Below are 19,835 nucleotides of genomic sequence, written 5' to 3'. Positions count from 1 at the left end.
CACCAGACGGCAAGCTCTCATAGCCGGGAGTTTGCTGGTGGTTCGCACTGGTCACAGGGGCGCTCAAACCTAGGTTTTTATATTCTTAGGTTTGGGCGCCTATCAGGTCTAACTCCGACAGGAGCCAATCCGTGAAAGACTTATTAAAGTTTCTGAAAGCGCAAACTAAGACCGAAGAGTTTGATGCGATCAAAATTGCTCTGGCATCGCCAGACATGATCCGTTCCTGGTCGTTCGGCGAAGTTAAAAAGCCGGAAACCATTAACTACCGTACGTTCAAACCAGAACGTGACGGCCTTTTCTGCGCCCGTATCTTTGGCCCAGTAAAAGATTACGAATGCCTGTGCGGTAAGTACAAGCGTTTGAAACACCGTGGTGTTATTTGTGAGAAATGTGGCGTTGAAGTGACTCAAACCAAAGTACGCCGTGAGCGTATGGGTCATATCGAGCTGGCTTCTCCAACTGCGCACATCTGGTTCCTGAAATCCTTGCCTTCACGCATCGGTTTGTTGCTGGATATGCCATTACGTGACATCGAACGTGTTCTGTACTTCGAATCCTATGTGGTTATCGAAGGCGGCATGACCAACCTGGAACGTCGTCAGATCCTGACTGAAGAGCAGTATCTGGACGCGTTGGAAGAGTTTGGTGATGAGTTCGACGCGAAAATGGGCGCCGAGGCTATTCAAGCCCTGTTGAAAAACATGGATCTGGAAGCTGAGTGCGAGATCCTGCGCGAAGAATTGAACGAAACAAATTCTGAAACCAAGCGTAAGAAGCTGACCAAGCGTATCAAGTTGCTGGAAGCGTTCGTACAGTCTGGCAACAAGCCAGAGTGGATGATCCTGACCGTGCTGCCTGTATTGCCGCCAGATCTGCGTCCATTGGTTCCATTGGATGGCGGTCGCTTTGCGACTTCTGATCTGAACGATTTGTATCGTCGCGTGATCAACCGTAACAACCGTCTGAAGCGCCTGCTGGACTTGGCTGCTCCTGACATCATCGTACGTAACGAAAAGCGTATGCTGCAAGAAGCAGTAGATGCATTGCTGGATAACGGCCGTCGCGGTCGTGCGATTACCGGCTCTAACAAGCGTCCGTTGAAGTCACTGGCTGACATGATCAAAGGTAAGCAAGGTCGTTTCCGTCAGAACTTGCTGGGTAAACGTGTTGACTACTCAGGCCGTTCGGTTATCACCGTGGGTCCATACCTGCGTCTGCATCAGTGCGGTCTGCCTAAGAAAATGGCTCTTGAGCTGTTCAAACCGTTCATCTACGGCAAGCTGGAACTGCGTGGTCTTGCTACCACCATCAAAGCGGCCAAGAAGATGGTTGAGCGTGAAGAAGCGGTTGTTTGGGATATCCTGGATGAAGTTATCCGCGAACACCCAGTACTGCTGAACCGTGCACCAACCCTTCACCGTTTGGGTATCCAGGCGTTTGAACCGGTTCTGATCGAAGGTAAGGCAATCCAGTTGCACCCATTGGTTTGTGCGGCATACAACGCCGACTTCGATGGTGACCAAATGGCTGTTCACGTACCGCTGACACTGGAAGCTCAGTTAGAAGCACGTGCGTTGATGATGTCTACCAACAACATCCTGTCACCAGCGAACGGCGAGCCAATCATCGTTCCTTCTCAGGACGTTGTATTGGGTCTGTACTACATGACTCGTGACTGTGTTAACGCCAAAGGCGAAGGCATGGTTCTGACTGGCCCGAAAGAAGCTGAGCGTATTTATCGCGCTGGCTTGGCATCTCTGCATGCCCGGGTAAAAGTCCGTATTACTGAAGAAATTCGTAATATCGAAGGCGAAAGCACAACACGCACCAGCATTATCGATACGACTGTCGGCCGTGCCATTTTGTGGATGATTGTCCCGAAAGGTCTGCCTTACTCTATCGTTAATCAGCCGTTGGGCAAAAAAGCCATCTCCAAGATGCTGAACACTTGTTACCGCATCCTGGGCTTGAAACCAACGGTTATCTTTGCTGACCAGATCATGTACACCGGTTTTGCTTACGCAGCACGCTCAGGCGCCTCTGTAGGTATCGATGACATGGTTATCCCAGATGCGAAAGCAGGGATCATCGAAGAAGCTGAAACTGAAGTTGCCGAGATCCAGGAGCAGTTCCAATCCGGTCTGGTGACAGCAGGCGAACGTTATAACAAAGTGATCGATATCTGGGCCGCGGCCAACGAACGTGTTGCCAAGGCGATGATGGATAACTTGTCTGTAGAAGACGTCGTTAACAGCAAAGGCGAAATCGAACAGCAGGTCTCCTTCAACAGCATCTTTATGATGGCCGACTCCGGTGCGCGTGGTTCTGCTGCACAGATTCGTCAGCTGGCAGGGATGCGTGGCCTGATGGCTAAACCAGATGGCTCGATCATTGAAACGCCAATCACCGCGAACTTCCGCGAAGGTTTGAACGTACTTCAGTACTTCATCTCAACGCATGGTGCGCGTAAAGGTTTGGCGGATACCGCATTGAAAACTGCGAACTCCGGTTACTTGACTCGTCGTTTGGTTGACGTGGCACAGGATCTGGTTGTAACCGAAGATGACTGCGGTACCCATAATGGTATCGTGATGACTCCGGTTATCGAAGGTGGCGATGTTAAAGAGCCACTGCGCGATCGCGTTCTGGGTCGTGTGACCGCTGAAGAAGTTATCAAGCCGGGTACGGCTGATATCCTGGTTCCGCGTAACACCCTGTTGGACGAAAAATGGTGTGATCTGTTAGAAGAGAACTCCGTCGACAGCGTTAAAGTTCGTTCAGTTGTAAGCTGTGAAACCGATTTCGGTGTGTGTGCTAACTGCTACGGTCGCGACCTGGCACGTGGTCACATCATCAACAAAGGTGAAGCGGTTGGTGTTATTGCAGCACAGTCCATCGGTGAGCCGGGTACCCAGCTTACGATGCGTACGTTCCACATCGGTGGTGCGGCATCTCGTGCGGCGGCAGAATCAAGCATTCAGGTTAAGAACAAAGGCACGCTGAAACTGAGCAACGTCAAGTTCGTCACCAATGCAGCGGGCAAGCTGGTTATTACTTCTCGTAATACCGAGCTGAAGCTGATTGACGAATTCGGTCGTACTAAAGAGAGCTACAAAGTGCCTTACGGTGCCGTAATGGGCAAAGGTGATGGTGCAGAAGTGGTTGGCGGCGAAACTGTTGCTAACTGGGATCCGCACATCATGCCAGTTGTGACCGAAGTGAGCGGTTTCATTCGCTTCGCGGACATGGTTGACGGCCAGACCATTACTCGCCAGACCGATGAACTGACTGGTTTGTCTTCTCTGGTGGTTCTGGATTCAGCAGAGCGTACCGGTAGCGGTAAAGACCTGCGTCCAGCACTGAAAATCGTTGATGCCAAAGGTAACGACGTATTGATCCCAGGTACAGATATGCCTGCTCAATACTTCCTGCCAGGTAAAGCGATTGTACAGTTGGAAGACGGCATTCAGATCGGTGCGGGTGATACCTTGGCGCGTATTCCGCAAGAATCAAGCGGTACCAAGGATATTACCGGTGGTCTGCCACGTGTTGCTGACTTGTTCGAAGCACGTCGTCCGAAAGAGCCTGCAATCCTGGCTGAAATCAGCGGGATCATCTCGTTCGGTAAAGAGACCAAAGGCAAGCGTCGTCTGGTGATCTCACCGTTGGATGGTAGCGATGCATACGAAGAGATGATTCCGAAATGGCGTCAGCTCAACGTGTTCGAAGGTGAAATTGTAGAACGCGGTGACGTGGTCTCCGACGGTCCAGAATCTCCACACGACATTCTGCGTCTGCGTGGCGTTCATGCGGTTACTCGTTACATCACCAACGAAGTGCAGGAAGTTTACCGTCTGCAAGGCGTTAAGATTAACGATAAACACATTGAAGTTATCGTTCGTCAGATGCTGCGTAAAGGCACCATTGTTGACGCAGGTAGCACCGACTTCCTGGAAGGCGAGCAGGCAGAAATGTCTCGCGTTAAAATCGCTAACCGTAAGCTGGCAGCTGAAGGCAAAATCGAGGCCACGTTTACCCGTGACCTGCTGGGTATCACCAAGGCATCCTTGGCGACCGAGTCCTTCATCTCTGCGGCTTCGTTCCAGGAAACCACGCGCGTTCTTACCGAAGCGGCAGTTGCCGGTAAACGTGATGAACTGCGTGGCCTGAAAGAGAACGTTATCGTGGGCCGTCTGATTCCAGCCGGTACCGGTTACGCTTATCATCAGGATCGTGCGCGCCGTAAAGCTCAAGGTGAAGTACAAGCTGTTCCGCAAGTTAGCGCGGATGAAGCAACGGCTAACCTGGCTGAATTGCTCAACGCCGGTTTCGGTAACAGCAAAGACTAAGCTCTTTGTTCGTCACCAAGCTAAAAACCGCTCCTTCGGGAGCGGTTTTTTTTTGTTATGCGCGGGCATGGCGCGTAGTGTCTTGACGGCGCAGCCCTTTGGCTGTGGTGAATAAAAGGCGACTTGGCGGTGAAAGCCCCTACACACCCGTAACCCTATTAGCCCACTTATTCCACCGGGCGATTTACATTTTTTGATGGGGCGCTAATCATAAATAGTCGAAATAATAAGCTGTTAAAATATTAAATCAGCCAAACCACAATAAGATTTTCACCCCAAATTGCGTAGGCTAATGCGTGAGTTGTTCTCTCCGGCTCACGTGCTGTTTGCCTGTCAGATAGCGAGTTTGCTGATAACCCACGCAACACCAGGAAGGTGATCTTATGGAAGGAAATGCTTATCGATTTAGGCGTCTGGCCAGCTGGCCAGCTGGCTACTGATTTATCTTACCGCAATACAACCCCTCCACCCGGTCATCGCCGCTCAGCAAACACCGGCGTTTCTGCCAGTGATTGCTATCCGTGCGCCCGATGCGAATGGAGTTTCCCATACCCCCTATAGCGAACTTAATGTCGGCGCTAACGGAATCGTGCTGAATAATGCCACAGAGGCGGGGCAGTCTGTGCTGGCAGGTCGGTTGGCAGCCAATCCCCATTTTAATGGCGAGAGTGCGAAATTAATCATCAATGAAGTCATCAGCAACAAGCCGACAACACTGGCGGGTAAGCTGGAGATCTTCGGCCAGAAAGCCGATGTGATTATCGCCAACCCTAATGGTTTGACTTGCAATGGTTGTAGTTTTATCAATGCCAGCGGCATCACCTTAACCACGGGTACACCGATATTGAGCCCGCAAGGTGAGCTGGAGCGGTTCAATGTGATGGGCGGAACCATCACCGTCGGTGATAAAGGGTTCGATAGCCAATCACAAGATTATGCCCAACTGATCAGCCGCTCTCTGGCACTTGAGGGGGAAGTCCGGGCCAATCACCTTGATGTTATTTTGGGCGTTAATCAGGTTGATGACCAACTGGGTCGTATTAAGCCACAAACAGCAACGGGTGCGGCTCCGGTCTTGGCACTGGACACCAAAAACGTGGGCGGCATGTACGCCAATCGCATCCGACTGGTTATCACGGAAAAAGACGTTGCTGCCAATCTTAACAATATCGTCAGTCATCAAGGTGATATCACTATAGATACTGCGGGGGATCTGACTTTCGGCAATGTGACGGCGAAAAAAGATCTCAATGTTATTGGCAAAAAGACCACTGTCGCTGCGGGCAGTCAATTACGCAGTGGGCGTGATATTACCTTAGCGACGACTGAACTTAATAATTTTGGTCAGGTGAAAGCCGAGTGTGATATGCGGTTATTCAGTCATCAGGTACGTAATACGGGGCCATCGGCTGAACTGTATGCGAATAACCAGATGTGGATACAAAAAGATGCTGCAGGGAATAAAAATGCACTGGTTGAAAATAAGTCCGGCAGCATTAAAACCGGCGTCGGTGATTTAATTATTCGTACAGATAAGCTGGAAAATACCCGTCAGGTATTTAACGCAGAATGGAGAGAATTAACACCAGATTCGACCAGCGCAATGATTTATGCTTACGATGAGAATCATTACCCATATAAGACAGTAGCAACATTTTCTAAACAACAACTTCACGGTGAAGGTCCTACAGGATGGTTCGGCATCGCAGATTTCAGAACTGTTCATATACTTGGGCAATGGTCTTTATATAAATTAAATACAGAGAGAAGTTTGTATGAGATAACAGCGGAAACACCTGCTGCCACACTCTACTCCGGTAATAATCTGTATATCAATTCTGACCAGCTAACTAACAATGTCAGTAATGTTGGGGCAAAAAAAGATATTTTTCTCACAGGGAATGACTTTTTAAACCGTAGCCACAGTAACTGGGTACAGGATGATATTTATGATTATGAAGTACGAGGAGTAATGCGTGATGAAAATTATGGGAGGATAACTGAGTGGTACGCCCCATGGAGTGAAGCTGAAAAATATCCTGCCGCCATCACTGCTGGGGGGAATATTGTGCTTGATTTTAATAGCCGTATTAATTTATCCACGGAGATCCCGGAAAGTGATAATAGGTTCTATACAATCTTAGAGTTAAAAGAACTGACTCAACCTATCCTACAGGGTAAAAACATCCTATTAAATGCCAATACTATAACCACCAATAATGAACTGATACATGCCAGTGGTGATATCACGTTAATTGCTGAAGATAATATTTATTTAAATAACAGTGCGCTGCGAGGTAGAGATGTCTCCCTTGCAGCACTCAATGATATTAATGGGATACACGGTGAAATTTCTGGACGGGATATCACGTTGCTTAGTCGCCAAGGGAATGTTGAATTCAAGCCAATATATGACAGAGCACATTATCTTCAACCTGATCAACAACGAATTATCAGCCAGATCAATGCAACTGGTGATTTCACTGCGATGGCCGGTAATGATATTAATTTGATAGATACGCTTTTGCATCCTGCCGGTAATATTAACTTATCGGCAAGTCAAGATATTAACATTACGCACAGCAAAGATCTGATAGAACCCATTCATGACAGAAAAATTTTCACTCGCGAGCAGAATATACAGCTGTTTAATCAATTGCTCACGTTACCGGGGAAATTAAAAAGTCGTGCGGATATTAATATAAATTCCGGTAATAGCCTGTCGCTAAAGGGAATCACGCTGGACGCGGGGAGAGATATTAACCTGCACTCTACTCACGATATTGATCTGACGGCGCGCGATATCTCATTTATATCTGATAACCCTGCCACAATAGAAGAGTACAACTATCCACATGATGATATATACCTGTTCTTCCCCGACTCACGCACCCCTGAACTCGATACTAAGATAAGTGCCAACGGCAATATCCTAATCAATGCCGGCCGCGATATTCTGGCTCAGACCACGGAGATCACCGCGGATAATAATATGACTTTGCTGGCCGGTCAGAATATCCAACTGGCGGCGGTACCTTATCCGGCTGTTGCCCCACGTCGGGATCGCCATAGGGTCACCCGCTTGCAGGCGGGGGGAAAACTCAACGCGGCAGCGAACCATCAACTGCTGACCTATGGCGCTGAACTGGCTTCCGGCCACGACATGACGCTAACCTCTGGCAACAATATGCGTTTTGAGTCGTTGCTTAACGAAGAGCATCAGGGCGGCGGCGATAATTTCAGTTATAGAAAGCTGCAACAGCCGACGCAACTGAGCAGTGGCGGTGCGCTGACACTGATTTCAAACGGCAGCATTCTGTTTCAGGCCACTCAACTGGTGGCTAAAAGTGTCATGGACATCGCCGCTGAAGGCGGTTACTTATTCGCCCAAGCGATGGAAGAGACCAGCCACTCGGAAGCGCACTGGACCACCCGCACATGGTATGGGCGGAAAAAGTCGCACCATAATGTCAGCCACTCCAGCATCAATAAAGTCACGGAATTCACCGCCGAAGGTGATATTAGCCTGTTAAGCCGCGATGACAGCACCTATCAGGCCAGCAAAATCGCCGCCGGGCAGAATGCCAGGCTCACCAGCACCCACGGCAAAGTGATTTTCGACGCGGTAAAAGACGCCACTTTCGCGCAAAAAACCACGCTGGCGAAAGGTTTTTACATCAAACAGACCGATAACGGCTATCAGCAGGGCAAATGGGTACTGCCCGCCATCTATACCGGCGGCGAGTTAACCGTTAATGCCGCACAAGGTATCAGCGCTGATGTTAAGGCCAGAAATAACCAATCGGTCCAGGCGGCGGTTAATGAACTGGCAGCCCTCCCCGGTAACCAATGGCTGAAACAGCTGTACCTGCGCGATGACGTGCAGTGGCAAAAAGTGATGGATGCCTACCACCACTGGGATCACCAAAGCGAGCACCTAAACCCGGTGGTTGCTGCGGTCATTGGTATTGGTGTGGCCGTCGCCACTGCGGGATCGGGGCTGGTTGCCACCGCCAACAGTGCTGTGGGCGGCGGTGTCGCGGGCGGCGCAGTGACTGGGGGGATCTCCGCACTGGCGTCGCAGGCCGCGGTCGCACTGGTCAATAATCAGGGGGATCTCTCCCAAACCTTCAAAGATCTGGGCAGTCAATCATCGGTAAAATCGTTGGTCACCTCGATGGCACTGGGTGGCGCACTGAGCGGATTTGATGGGCTGATGGGGTGGGAGAGCGCCGCTGACGGAGCCACTGCCGCCAAACTGCCACGGCTGAGCAATGGCGACTGGAGCAAAGTTGCACAGCGGGTCGCGGGTCAATCTATCATCAGTTCCAGCCTGAACACGGGCATCAACGGCGGCAGTTTTAAAGATAATCTGACCGTGGCGCTGCTCGCCAATATTGGCGGCCAGTTACACGCCGAAGGGGCCAATCTGATTGGCAATAACGGTGCGGTGTTGGGCGCGCCCGGCAAAGCGGTCAGCCATGCGATGATGGCCGGTATCGCTGCAGAAATCGGCGGTGGCAATGCCAAAGGTGCCGCCGCAGGCGCACTGGCAGCAGAGCTGGCTGGGGTGGTGATGGGGGAAAACTTCATCGGCTCGCAACAGTGGCAGGCGAAGTCTGAGCGTCAAGCCCAGCTAACTCGGTTCTTCGGTGGTGTGGTAGGGGCGGTATTTACTGGCACATCGGAAGGTGCCTACAGTGGTGCCAATGCCGCCGAAACTGCATTTCGTTATAACTATCTCAGCCACCATCAACAAAAGCTGATGGAAGCTGAAATGGCGGCGGCTGAAACATTGGCGGATAAGGGCAAAGTCTTTATTGACTGGGGGCTGACCAGCACCACACAGGACGGGGCTTTTGCGGCCGGCATTGTTGCAGGAGTGCCAGAAGGGCTCTACGACAGCGCCGTTGAATTGCTGGGGATGCTAAAAGAGCCTCGGCAGGCTATTGCCGCACTGAGAGAGCTGGTTAACAGTGATGATGTTATTGTCACGGTGGTGCAAAGTGTTAAGCAAGACTGGCTGGCCCGGATTAACAGAATGGAGGCCCACTACCAGCGGGCCGGCGTGAGGGGAGCCTATGATTCAGGAAGAGAAGCCGGTAAGCTGCTGTTGGAGTTTGGTGGCTACGCCACAGGCGCGGTCGGTGCCACCGCGGGTGCTGCGAGTATCACGGCGAAAGGTGTGCGTTTTGCCAGTAAGCAGGTTGAGAAGTTTGGGGTAAAAAAAGCACTAGCTGAAATTGATGACGTTGCTCCAGCATCGCGCCCTGCTCATAGGCAGTCAGAAGTTGATGTAGGGAAAGACTTGGGGGATGGATGGCGGGAGCAAATCTCCTTCAAAGATGGTCAGGAAGTTCCTTATGGTACTAAAGGTAGCGTTCGGCCAGACTGGTGTCATGGCAATGTTTGCAGTGTCGAAGTAAAAAATTATAACATTGTCACAAACAAAAATGGCTTGATTAATAATGTTGCCGCACAAGCGATTGAAAGGCAGAAAAACCTTCCCACAGGGATGCGACAAGAGGTTGTCATTGATGTTAGGGGACAAGTGGTAACAGCTAAACAACAAGCTGAGATCAGACGAGGTATTGTTGAGAAATCAAACGGTGCAGTATCCATTTCATCGGTAAGGTTTAAATCAGAATGAGACACATAGGATTTAGCGGAGGAGCTCTTACAGTTGAACTCGGCACAGTCAATGATGTTGCATTGTTTTTTGAATGTTTGAAATTTTTTTCCGAATGGAAATATCCAAAACAAAACTGGCACCTTTTAACTGATCGACTTTATAAGCGCTATCTAAAGCAGGAAGAAGCATTGGCTGCCAAGGATCAGATGATGCAGGTAAGGCAATTATTTACAGAACTGCCAAACTCATCTGTTGAATGGGACAAGGTTAATCAAGTAGGGCATAAAAATAGTAAGTTGAATCCTGAGTTGTTGACACTTGCTGATATTTTCTCGCGCTATTTTAGTGCATTTTTCGAATGTCTTGAGTCTGCGGAAGTAATGTTCGAAGAATTTAAATCTTATCCTAACTATCAGTATGAGCCATTAAGAGTAGTGATCACAGACATGCCTTTATATTTAGACGATCAACACCGATCATTAGCTCAATATGATGCTCTTGGCCCAGATGATCTACCGTTTTGGTTACGTTAACGTTAACAAAAAATCCCGGCTAAAAACCGGGATTTTAAAGGCTGATATTACCTACGATTTATCACACTTCTGGCACGTTACGGCCATAGTAGATTTCCTGCATTTCTTTGTATAACAGGCGGGTAATGCGTTCTCGCTCTTCCGTACTCAGCTCTTTTGTCTCCTACTCGATTTTTCAGTACACCAATGTCCCGGTTAGGAGATTACGCGCCCTAAATGACGATCCCAGTCTTTCCAAACCGGTTGTAGCCCTGCTTGTGTTAAGGCGTGGGCCACTTGTTGCGGCGAACGATTATCGTGGGGGGCGAACTGTTCCAGCTCAGGGTGATCATCAGCATAACCGCCAGGCTGGGTTTTAGAGCCTGCACTGACATTGTTGATCGCCACCGGAATCACATTATCGCGGAAGAACGGCGATTCACGCGTCGATAACGATAACTCCACCTCCGGCGCAAACAGACGGAAAGCACAAATCAGTTGCAGCAGTTGTGGTTCACTCATCAGTGATGCCGGTTCAATGCCGCCAGCACAGGGCCGCAAACGTGGGAAGGAGATTGAGTAGCGGCTCTGCCAATAAGTCCGTTGCAGGTAGAATAGGTGTTCCGCCAACATATAGCAGTCCGTGCGCCAGCTATTGGATAGCCCGATCAATGCACCTAATCCGATCTTATCGATCCCGGCCCGCCCTAAGCGATCGGGGGTCGCCAGTCGCCAATGGAAATCCTGCTTATGGCCCCGTAAGTGATGCTGCCGATAAGTCGCGGGGTGATAAGTCTCCTGATAAACCATCACGCCATCCAATCCCAACGTTTTTAACTCCGCATACTCCTCTTCGGCCAGTGGTTGCACCTCCATCATCAGTGAACTAAAACGACTGCGAATAGTGGGCAGGTGGCGACGAAAGTAATCCATGCCCACTTTTGCCTGATGCTCCCCAGTGACCAATAACAGGTGCTCGAAGCCCAGCGCTTTGATGGCTTCACACTCACGGATGATCTCCGTTTCATCCAGCGTTTTACGTTTGATGCGGTTACTCATCGAGAAACCGCAATAAGTGCAATCATTGGCGCACAGATTGGAGAGATACAACGGCACATAAAAACCCACGGTATTCCCGAAACGTTGGCGAGTGAGTTGTTGCGCTTTTTGCGCCATTGGCTCCAGATAGGCCAGCGCGGCCGGTGAAATCAGCGCCATCAGATCTTCTCGGTCGGGCTTGCTGCTATTAATCGCCCGTTCGACATCACGGGCGGTTTTAGCATTGATGCGCAGCGAAATATCATCCCAATCCAATTGCTGCCAGTGATGACTAAAATCTTCAGACATGATGATTCTCCTCCAACTGGCTGAGGAATCCGGTCAGCGGGCTGGTGGCCGTGGCCTGACGTTGTGAAGGCCCCAACCCCGCCTGACGTGCCAACTCGCCGGACTCCACCGCCAGCCGAAAAGCGTGGGCCATTTGCACTGGCGAACGGGCGACAGCAATCGCGGTATTCACCAGCACAGCATCCACACCCAGTTCTATCGCCTCAAGCGCATGGCTTGGCGCACCAATACCGGCATCAACCACCACTGGCACCTTAGCTTGCTCGATAATAATTTGCAGAAAATCGCGGGTGCGTAATCCCAAATTTGAACCAATAGGCGCGCCCAATGGCATGACGGCGGCGCAGCCCGCTTCCTCCAGTCGCTTGCACAAAACCGGGTCCGCGCCGCAGTAAGGCAATACCACAAAACCCTCTTTCACCAATATTTCAGCGGCTTTCAGGGTTTCTATTGGGTCAGGCAGCAGATACTTTACGTCCGGGTGAATCTCCAATTTCACCCAATGGGTGCCGAGCGCTTCACGGGCCAGACGCGCCGCAAACACCGCTTCCTCGGCGGTTTTCGCCCCCGAGGTATTGGGCAGCAAGCGCACACCCAACTGGCGCAAGGGGGCGAGAATGGCATCGTTGCCTGATTTCAGGTCAACCCGCTTCATCGCCATGGTGATGAGCTGCGAACCGGACGCCTGTAGCGCCGCCAACATCAGTGCGGGCGTCGAAAACTTTCCGGTTCCGGTCAATAATCTTGAGGTAAAAGTAGTATCGGCAATTTTCAGCATGTCAGCCTCCCGCAATAGCTTGAAACAGCAAAATGTCATCCCCGTCCTGCAATAGGCGGTCGTGCCAAGTATCACGGGGGATAATGGTTTGATTGATCGCCAGCGCGCTACCCGGCTGGTTGTAACCCAGTTGAGTTAACAGCCCCTGCACTGTCAGCGGATTCTCCAGCGCGATCAATTCATCATTGAGTGAAATCTTCACGCTCTGCCTCCGCAAGCCGGACAATGACTGGCTTTGCTCAGTTGTAGCGTGCTCCAGCTTTGCTGTTTGCCATCGAAAAGACGTAATTTGCCACTGAGTGCCGAGGGCAGCCCCGCTAACATTTTGATCGCCTCCAATGCCTGCAAGGTGCCGATCACTCCGACTACCGGCCCCAATACACCGGCGGTGCGGCAGTTTCGCTGTTGCGTCTCTTTGCTGGGATACAAGCAGGCGTAGCAGCCGTGGGCGTAAGGGGGTTCGATAATCAGCAACTGACCACTAAAGCCGACGGCACTGCCGCTGATCAGTGGCTTGCCCGCTTGCACGCAGGCGGCATTCACCTGATGGCGGGTTTCCATGTTGTCACAGCAATCGAGCACTAAATCCACTGCCGCGACGGCATCGGTTAAGGTGCTGCCCGTCAGCCGCTGGTCGAGAGTGATGGCCTCGATCTGCGGGTTCAGACCTTGCAAATGTCGCTGAGCCAATTTGGCCTTGCTTTGACCAATATCTGCCGTGCGATAGAGCACCTGCCGCTGTAAGTTACTTATCTCTAAGGCATCATCATCTGCCAGCCACAATTTTCCTACGCCAGCGGCGGCAAGATAGAGTGCCGCTGGCGAGCCAAGGCCACCCAGGCCGACAATCAGTACGCTGGCTTGTTTCAGTTTTTGCTGCCCCTCGGGGCCAAGATCTTCCAATAGCAACTGGCGGCTATAGCGTAGAAAATCTTGATCACTCAATGTGTTATCCTGCATAAGTTGGCTCCTTACCTTCCACCAGTCGCAATAACTGCGCGGTCGCGAGCTGCCAGTCGGCGGCTTGCGTGATGGCACTGACCACCGCCACACTCCCTACGCCGCTGGCGAGCACCTGAGGAGTGCGCGCCAAACTGATACCGCCAATGGCAACTGTGGGGTAATCCGGCGTGTTGCTCACCTGTCGTGTTAAGGCTTCTACTCCTTGCGGGGCAGAGGGCATCTGCTTGGTTTGGGTCGGGAAAATATGGCCGAGGGCGATATAGGAAGGACGCAGTTCACGGGCTCGCGCCAACTCATGCTCATCGTGGGTCGACACGCCCAGCCGCAATCCGGCCTGCTGAATCGCCACTAAATCGGCGATCGCCAGATCTTCTTGCCCCAGATGCACACCGTAAGCACCATGCTTAATCGCCAGCCGCCAATAGTCATTGATGAATAGGCGGGCGTTATAGTGTTTACCCAATTCAATAGCAGCGGCAATATCCTGCTCCACCTGTGTCTCATCAAGATCTTTGATCCGCAGTTGGAGGGTGGTTACGCCGCTGGCTAATAGCCGGGTGATCCAGACCAGCGAATCCACCACTGGGTACAAACCCAGTCGGTGTTCAGTGGCGGCAAAGGGGGCGTTAGGCTTGTTCATCGTTGACCTCGCTCTGCCGGATGTTGGCGCTGTGGTACAACTCGCTGCCACGAGAGCGAAATTCCGCCGACATCTGCGCCATACCTGCTTGTTGAATCTGGATGGGTTGCGCCGTGACAGCCGGTTTTTGTGCTGAGGTCTGTTCTGGTGCGGCGGCTTGTTCCTGTGCAGCAGCATGTTCCTGTGTAGCAACATAGTCGCGCACTTCTTGCGAGATTTTCATTGAGCAGAATTTTGGCCCACACATGGAACAGAAGTGGGCCACTTTGCCCGACTCTTGTGGCAGGGTTTCATCGTGATAGGCGCGCGCGGTTTCGGGATCAAGGGCCAGATTGAACTGATCTTCCCAGCGGAATTCAAACCGGGCTTTCGACATGGCGTTATCGCGGATCTGCGCGCCGGGGTGGCCTTTGGCCAGATCAGCCGCGTGGGCGGCGATCTTGTAGGTGATCAGCCCCTGTTTTACATCGTCTTTATTCGGCAGGCCCAGGTGCTCTTTTGGTGTGACGTAACAGAGCATGGCGCAACCAAACCAGCCGATCATTGCCGCTCCAATGCCCGAGGTGAAGTGATCGTAACCCGGTGCGATGTCGGTGGTGAGCGGCCCCAAGGTATAAAACGGCGCTTCGTGGCAGTGCTCCAGCTCCTCGGTCATATTGCGGCGGATCATCTGCATCGGCACATGGCCGGGGCCTTCGATCATCACTTGAACATCATATTCCCAAGCGATCTTGGTTAATTCACCCAGCGTATGTAATTCAGCAAATTGGGCTTCGTCATTGGCATCCTGAATAGAACCGGGGCGCAAGCCATCACCCAGTGATAGTGAAACGTCGTAAGCGGCGCAAATTTGGCAAATCTCGCGGAAATGCTGATAGAGGAAGTTCTCCTGATGATGGGACAGGCACCACTTCGCCATGATAGAACCGCCGCGAGAGACGATACCGGTTAGGCGTTTGGCGGTCATCGGCACATAGCGCAGCAACACACCTGCGTGGATAGTAAAGTAATCCACCCCTTGCTCCGCCTGCTCCAGCAAGGTATCGCGGAACATCTCCCAGGTCAGATTTTCAGCCACGCCATTCACTTTTTCCAGCGCTTGATAGATAGGCACTGTTCCGATCGGCACCGGACTGTTACGCAAAATCCATTCGCGAGTTTCATGGATATAGCGGCCAGTAGACAAATCCATCACGGTATCGGCCCCCCAGCGGGTTGACCACACCAGCTTCTCCACCTCCTCTTCGATGGAGGAGGTCACCGCCGAATTGCCGATGTTGGCATTCACTTTGACCAAGAAATTGCGACCAATAATCATGGGTTCAGCTTCTGGGTGATTAATATTGGCGGGGATGATGGCGCGGCCTGCGGCAACCTCTTGGCGCACGAATTCTGCCGTAATATTTTCCGGCAAATTGGCCCCGAAATTCTGCCCAGGGTGCTGGTGGCGCAAGACTTCGCCACGAATTCTTTCTCGCCCCATATTTTCACGTAGGGCGATAAACTCCATTTCTGGCGTGGCAATCCCTGCGCGAGCATAGTGCAGTTGGGTGACGCACTTGCCCTCGATGGCTTTTTTCGGCTTCGGTAAGTGCTCAAAGCGCAGATGATCTAAACCTTCGTCCGCTAAGCGCTGCTGGGTAAAGCCTGAACTGACTGAGGTAAGGACTTCGGTATCCTGACGATCGGCAATCCAGCTGGCCCGCAATTTGGGCAGCCCCACATGGACATCCAATTTGGCGAGGGGATCGCCATAAGGGCCGGAGGTGTCGTAAACCGGAATGGCTTCGTTATCTTCGTAGCGAGGATCGTCTTTGCTGCCGCTGATCAAGGTCGGGCTAAGTTGGATCTCACGCATCGGCACCTGAATGTCAGGTCGTGAGCCTTGCAGGTAGATGCGCTGGGAGTTGGGGAAGGTGACGCCCTGTAAACTATCAATAAACTGTTGGGCTTCTTCGCGCTGTTGTTTACGAGGGATGCCTTTACGCGGGCGCGATGGGTTTTGAGTGGTGGCTGACGTTGTATTATTAGACATAGCAAATTCCTACCAGTGTGGTGTATAGGGAAAATTGCTTGTCTGGAGCTTGGCGGGAGTAACGATGTTGGCCAGTGACCGGAAGCCACCTGTGAAGGGGAAGACCGGTCCTGTAGCGATAAATTACTCTTGTTCCCTTCGCGGGTACTAACCCGATCAGGTTCCGCGGATCCCGAATTAACGGTCTCAGCCTGCGTTTGCTTTCCTAAAAAAGCCTGCGCTAGGCACTCCGACAAGAGTCCTCAGTATATGAGGTTGTATTAAAACTACAATAGCGTAAACGGGTTGTAAGCTATTTTACTTGCCACTTTGAATTTGGGCGGTGCTCCAAATCCTCACGTACTACGTATTTTCTGGTTGGGCGGCTTGCCAGGACTCTGCTGCCCATTTGATTAACTGGTCTTCTAACTGGAAACGGGCGTCGAGAGCTTCGCCGATATCGGATAACGCCTGCTGGAACTCGGTGCAGCTATCATCGTCATCGATTTCAGTATTTGTATAACGATCGTGGAATGACATGATAGTTTGAGTGTTATTTTTTAACGCAGGGTAAACTTTGGTGGTCAGCGCCATTCTTGGGCTGGACTCGCCTTCTACCTGCTTGATAATTCTGTCGTAGATGTGAAAATGACCAGCAGAGAGATAATCCACCAAGTTATGACAAAAGTTCTCCAGCGCTTTTTCATTAAGCGGGGTATGCTTTTCTTTTCGCGGCTTAATACCGATCACTGCGCAATACGAAACTAAGAGCTCTTTACGAGCATGAAGCCATTGATCAATTAATTCATTACTGCCGCCAACGCGTTGAGTCAAGCTTTCCAGTCGATTGAGCATGAACGACTCCGTGAAGTAATAATGAGTTACAAAAATGTAACAAGCCAGATTCTAGATTGCCAGTGAAGTCGAGGTTGTGCAACAACGATATGGAACTACAACTTACGGGTAAAGAGAGTGGCTGGTGGATCGTCAGCCATGAAAACAAATTATGGCTGCCAAAAGGGGAACTGCCGCAAGGTAATGCCGCCAATTGGTCACTACAGGGCGCAACCGCCAGACAGATTGGTGAATGGCAGGGGCAGGCGGTTTGGCTGATTCGCCAGATCATGCCGACCGACATGGGATCAGTGCGCCAATTGCTGGAGGTGGATCGCGGCTTATTCCAACTGGCTGGGCGGGGTGTGCAATTGGCGGAGTTTTATCGCTCCCACCGCTTCTGCGGTTATTGCGGCCATCAAATGCACGCTAGCCGCACCGAATGGGCTTGCCTGTGTAACCACTGCCGTGAACGCTATTATCCGCAAATCGCCCCATGTGTGATTGTTGCCATTCGCCGTGGTGATGAAATCTTATTGGCGCAGCATGTGCGGCATCGTGGCGGCATCAATACGGTGCTGGCCGGTTTTGTCGAAGTGGGCGAAACACTGGAGCAAGCGGTGTCCCGCGAGGTGATGGAAGAGAGCAATATCCAGATTAAAAATCTGCGCTATGTGACGTCACAACCTTGGCCATTCCCGCACTCGCTAATGGTGGCTTACATGGCGGAGTACGATAGCGGCGAACTGCGGCACGATCCGAAAGAGTTGCTCAATGCCGGTTGGTATCGCTACGACCAACTTCCGTTACTGCCGCCGCCAGGTACCGTGGCCCGCAGGTTGATTGAAGATACGGTGGTCTTGTGCCGCAGTGAGCAGGAAAGCTGAATCTGGCATGCTACAATGCGGCCAAATAAAAGATGGCCGCCAGATAATTAAGGGAGCTTCACCATGAATGAATTGAAAAACGATCGCTATCTGCGGGCTTTATTGCGTCAACCGGTTGATGTTACACCGGTATGGATGATGCGTCAGGCGGGCCGTTATTTGCCAGAATATAAAGCCACCCGCGCGATTGCAGGCGATTTTATGTCACTGTGCAAAAACGCGGAGTTGGCCTGTGAAGTGACGATGCAGCCATTGCGTCGTTATCCACTGGATGCAGCGATTTTGTTTTCAGACATTCTGACCATCCCGGATGCCATGGGGCTGGGGCTCTATTTTGAAACCGGCGAAGGTCCACGCTTCCAGTCACCGATTACCTGCCGTGCCGATGTTGAAAAGTTGCCGATCCCTGACCCTGAGCAGGAACTGGGCTACGTCATGAATGCGGTGCGCACTATTCGCCGTGAACTGGCAGGGCAAGTGCCGCTGATTGGCTTCTCCGGCAGCCCATGGACACTGGCGACCTACATGGTCGAGGGCGGTAGCAGCAAAGCCTTCACCAAACTGAAAAAAATGATGTACGCCGAGCCACAAACGCTACATCTGTTGCTGGATAAACTGGCTGATAGCGTTATTTTGTATCTCAACGCGCAAATCAAGGCTGGCGCACAATCAGTGATGGTCTTTGATACCTGGGGCGGTGTGCTGACAGGTCGTGACTACCTTGAGTTCTCCTTGAATTACATGCATAAAATCGTCAATGGTCTGATCCGTGAAAATGAAGGTCGCCGTGTGCCGATCACCTTGTTCACCAAAGGCGGTGGGCAGTGGCTGGAAGCGATGGCCGTCACCGGCTGTGATGCACTGGGACTAGATTGGACCACTGATCTTGCCGATGCGCGCCGCCGCGTGGGTGACAAAGTTGCGCTGCAAGGCAATATGGATCCTTCCATCCTGTATGCACCGCCTGCGCGTATTGAGCAAGAAGTCAGCACCATCTTAGCCAGCTTTGGGCAAGGTGAAGGGCACGTGTTTAATCTAGGCCACGGTATTCATCAGGATGTCCCGCCAGAACATGCTGGTGCTTTTGTTAAAGCGGTGCATGCGTTATCACGGCCTTATCACCAATAAATTATCTGAATAGGTTGCCAGATGATTGATACTAAAGCGCTAAGGGCAGAACAGCAACAGCGAGCATCTGAGGTGTTACTGCAAGATGCTCCTGTGCTGACTAATCCTCTTGGTCAGTCGGTACGCTTTATTGCTGGCGCTGATGTGGGTTTCGAGCAGCAGGGGGAGGTGACCCGTGCTGCTATCGCGATTTTGCGCTATCCCTCGCTCGAGCTGGTGGAATATCAGATTGCGCGGGTAGAAACTTCACTACCGTATATCCCCGGTTTACTCTCTTTTCGTGAATATCCTGCACTATTGGCCGCCTGGGCGAAGCTCCAGCAACGGCCTGATCTGGTTTTTGTTGATGGGCAGGGTATTGCGCATCCACGCCGTTTAGGGGTTGCCAGCCATTTTGGCCTGTTAGTGGATGTGCCCACCATTGGTGTCGCCAAAAGCCGCCTGTGTGGGCATTTTCAGCCGCTAGAGAGTGATAACGGCGCACTACAACCGCTGATTGATGGCAATGAGCAGCTTGGCTGGGTATGGCGCAGTAAAATCCGCTGCAATCCACTGTTTATATCGCCGGGACATCAGGTGAGTGTGGATAGCGCATTGACGTGGGTTCAGCGCTGTATGGCGGGTTACCGTTTGCCGGAACCGACCCGTTGGGCGGATGCTATCGCCTCAAACCGCCCGCAATTTCAACGTTGGATGCGGAAAACTCCTGATTTGCTTGGCAACAATAGGGATATGATTTAATTTCGGG

13 protein-coding genes, 1 pseudogene and 1 riboswitch are annotated in these 19,835 nt (G+C 51.6%); of the genes and pseudogenes, 6 read left to right on the top strand and 8 right to left on the bottom strand.

All coding sequences use genetic code 11. From position 1 onward, the window contains the following. The first annotated feature begins 131 nt into the window (after positions 1–131). The 3 genes from rpoC (at position 132) to ACZ76_RS07465 (ending at position 10,517) form a co-directional block, all read left to right on the top strand. Positions 132–4,352 carry a DNA-directed RNA polymerase subunit beta' gene (gene rpoC, locus ACZ76_RS07475; protein WP_048618185.1) on the top strand — a complete coding sequence of 1,407 codons (4,221 nt, stop codon included), beginning with the start codon at positions 132–134 and terminating at the stop codon, positions 4,350–4,352. Positions 4,353–4,860: 508 nt separating this feature from the next. Then, positions 4,861–10,002: a DUF637 domain-containing protein gene (locus tag ACZ76_RS07470; RefSeq protein ID WP_327213644.1), complete on the top strand. Its 5,142-nt coding sequence runs from the start codon at positions 4,861–4,863 to the stop codon at positions 10,000–10,002. Next, positions 9,999–10,517, top strand: a complete 519-nt coding sequence (locus ACZ76_RS07465) for a hypothetical protein (RefSeq protein ID WP_048618183.1) — start codon at positions 9,999–10,001, stop codon at positions 10,515–10,517. Before ACZ76_RS07470 ends, ACZ76_RS07465 begins: the two co-directional genes overlap by 4 nt. A gap of 61 nt (positions 10,518–10,578) precedes the next feature. Here the strand turns inward: ACZ76_RS07465 and ACZ76_RS19045 are convergent. The 8 genes and pseudogenes from ACZ76_RS19045 to ACZ76_RS07430 form a co-directional block, all read right to left on the bottom strand. After that, a pseudogene (locus ACZ76_RS19045) lies at positions 10,579–10,674 on the bottom strand (adenosylmethionine decarboxylase); the annotation flags it as partial. Positions 10,675–10,712: 38 nt separating this feature from the next. Next, positions 10,713–11,843 (bottom strand): 2-iminoacetate synthase ThiH, encoded by a 1,131-nt coding sequence (gene thiH, locus ACZ76_RS07460; protein WP_048618181.1) that lies wholly within the window; start codon positions 11,841–11,843, stop codon positions 10,713–10,715. Further along, positions 11,836–12,621 carry a thiazole synthase gene (locus ACZ76_RS07455; protein ID WP_048618179.1) on the bottom strand — a complete coding sequence of 262 codons (786 nt, stop codon included), beginning with the start codon at positions 12,619–12,621 and terminating at the stop codon, positions 11,836–11,838. Before ACZ76_RS07455 ends, thiH begins: the two co-directional genes overlap by 8 nt. Before the next feature lies 1 nt (position 12,622). Next, positions 12,623–12,823 carry a sulfur carrier protein ThiS gene (gene thiS, locus ACZ76_RS07450; RefSeq protein ID WP_048618177.1) on the bottom strand — a complete coding sequence of 67 codons (201 nt, stop codon included), beginning with the start codon at positions 12,821–12,823 and terminating at the stop codon, positions 12,623–12,625. After that, positions 12,820–13,581, bottom strand: coding sequence for a HesA/MoeB/ThiF family protein (locus ACZ76_RS07445; RefSeq protein WP_048618175.1), 762 nt, complete (start codon positions 13,579–13,581; stop codon positions 12,820–12,822). The genes thiS and ACZ76_RS07445 overlap by 4 nt, the downstream gene beginning before the upstream one ends. After that, positions 13,571–14,224 carry a thiamine phosphate synthase gene (gene thiE / locus ACZ76_RS07440; RefSeq protein ID WP_048618174.1) on the bottom strand — a complete coding sequence of 218 codons (654 nt, stop codon included), beginning with the start codon at positions 14,222–14,224 and terminating at the stop codon, positions 13,571–13,573. Before thiE ends, ACZ76_RS07445 begins: the two co-directional genes overlap by 11 nt. Then, a complete protein-coding gene (gene thiC / locus ACZ76_RS07435; protein WP_048618171.1) occupies positions 14,211–16,259 on the bottom strand; it encodes a phosphomethylpyrimidine synthase ThiC in 2,049 nt (682 codons plus the stop codon). Before thiC ends, thiE begins: the two co-directional genes overlap by 14 nt. Before the next feature lie 116 nt (positions 16,260–16,375). Beyond that, positions 16,376–16,501: riboswitch (TPP riboswitch) on the bottom strand. Positions 16,502–16,601: 100 nt separating this feature from the next. Continuing rightward, positions 16,602–17,093 (bottom strand): Rsd/AlgQ family anti-sigma factor, encoded by a 492-nt coding sequence (locus ACZ76_RS07430; protein ID WP_048618169.1) that lies wholly within the window; start codon positions 17,091–17,093, stop codon positions 16,602–16,604. 89 nt (positions 17,094–17,182) lie between these two features. Between ACZ76_RS07430 and nudC the strand changes: the two genes are divergently transcribed. The 3 genes from nudC to nfi all read left to right on the top strand — a co-directional run bounded on the left by nudC (position 17,183) and on the right by nfi (position 19,828). Further along, the gene (gene nudC / locus ACZ76_RS07425; protein WP_048618167.1) at positions 17,183–17,959 is read left to right on the top strand and encodes an NAD(+) diphosphatase; all 777 of its coding nucleotides are present in this window, start codon (positions 17,183–17,185) and stop codon (positions 17,957–17,959) included. 63 nt (positions 17,960–18,022) lie between these two features. Further along, on the top strand, positions 18,023–19,087 hold the full coding sequence (hemE, locus tag ACZ76_RS07420; protein ID WP_048618165.1) for a uroporphyrinogen decarboxylase: 1,065 nt from the start codon (positions 18,023–18,025) through the stop codon (positions 19,085–19,087). Between the two features lie 21 nt (positions 19,088–19,108). After that, on the top strand, positions 19,109–19,828 hold the full coding sequence (nfi, locus tag ACZ76_RS07415) for a deoxyribonuclease V (RefSeq protein WP_048618164.1): 720 nt from the start codon (positions 19,109–19,111) through the stop codon (positions 19,826–19,828). The last annotated feature ends 7 nt before the right edge of the window (positions 19,829–19,835 follow it).

Source organism: Yersinia aleksiciae, from assembly GCF_001047675.1.
Taxonomy (GTDB): domain Bacteria; phylum Pseudomonadota; class Gammaproteobacteria; order Enterobacterales; family Enterobacteriaceae; genus Yersinia; species Yersinia aleksiciae.
The sequence above is the reverse complement of the archived record's forward strand: the minus strand, read 5'-3'. Positions and strand labels throughout refer to the sequence as shown.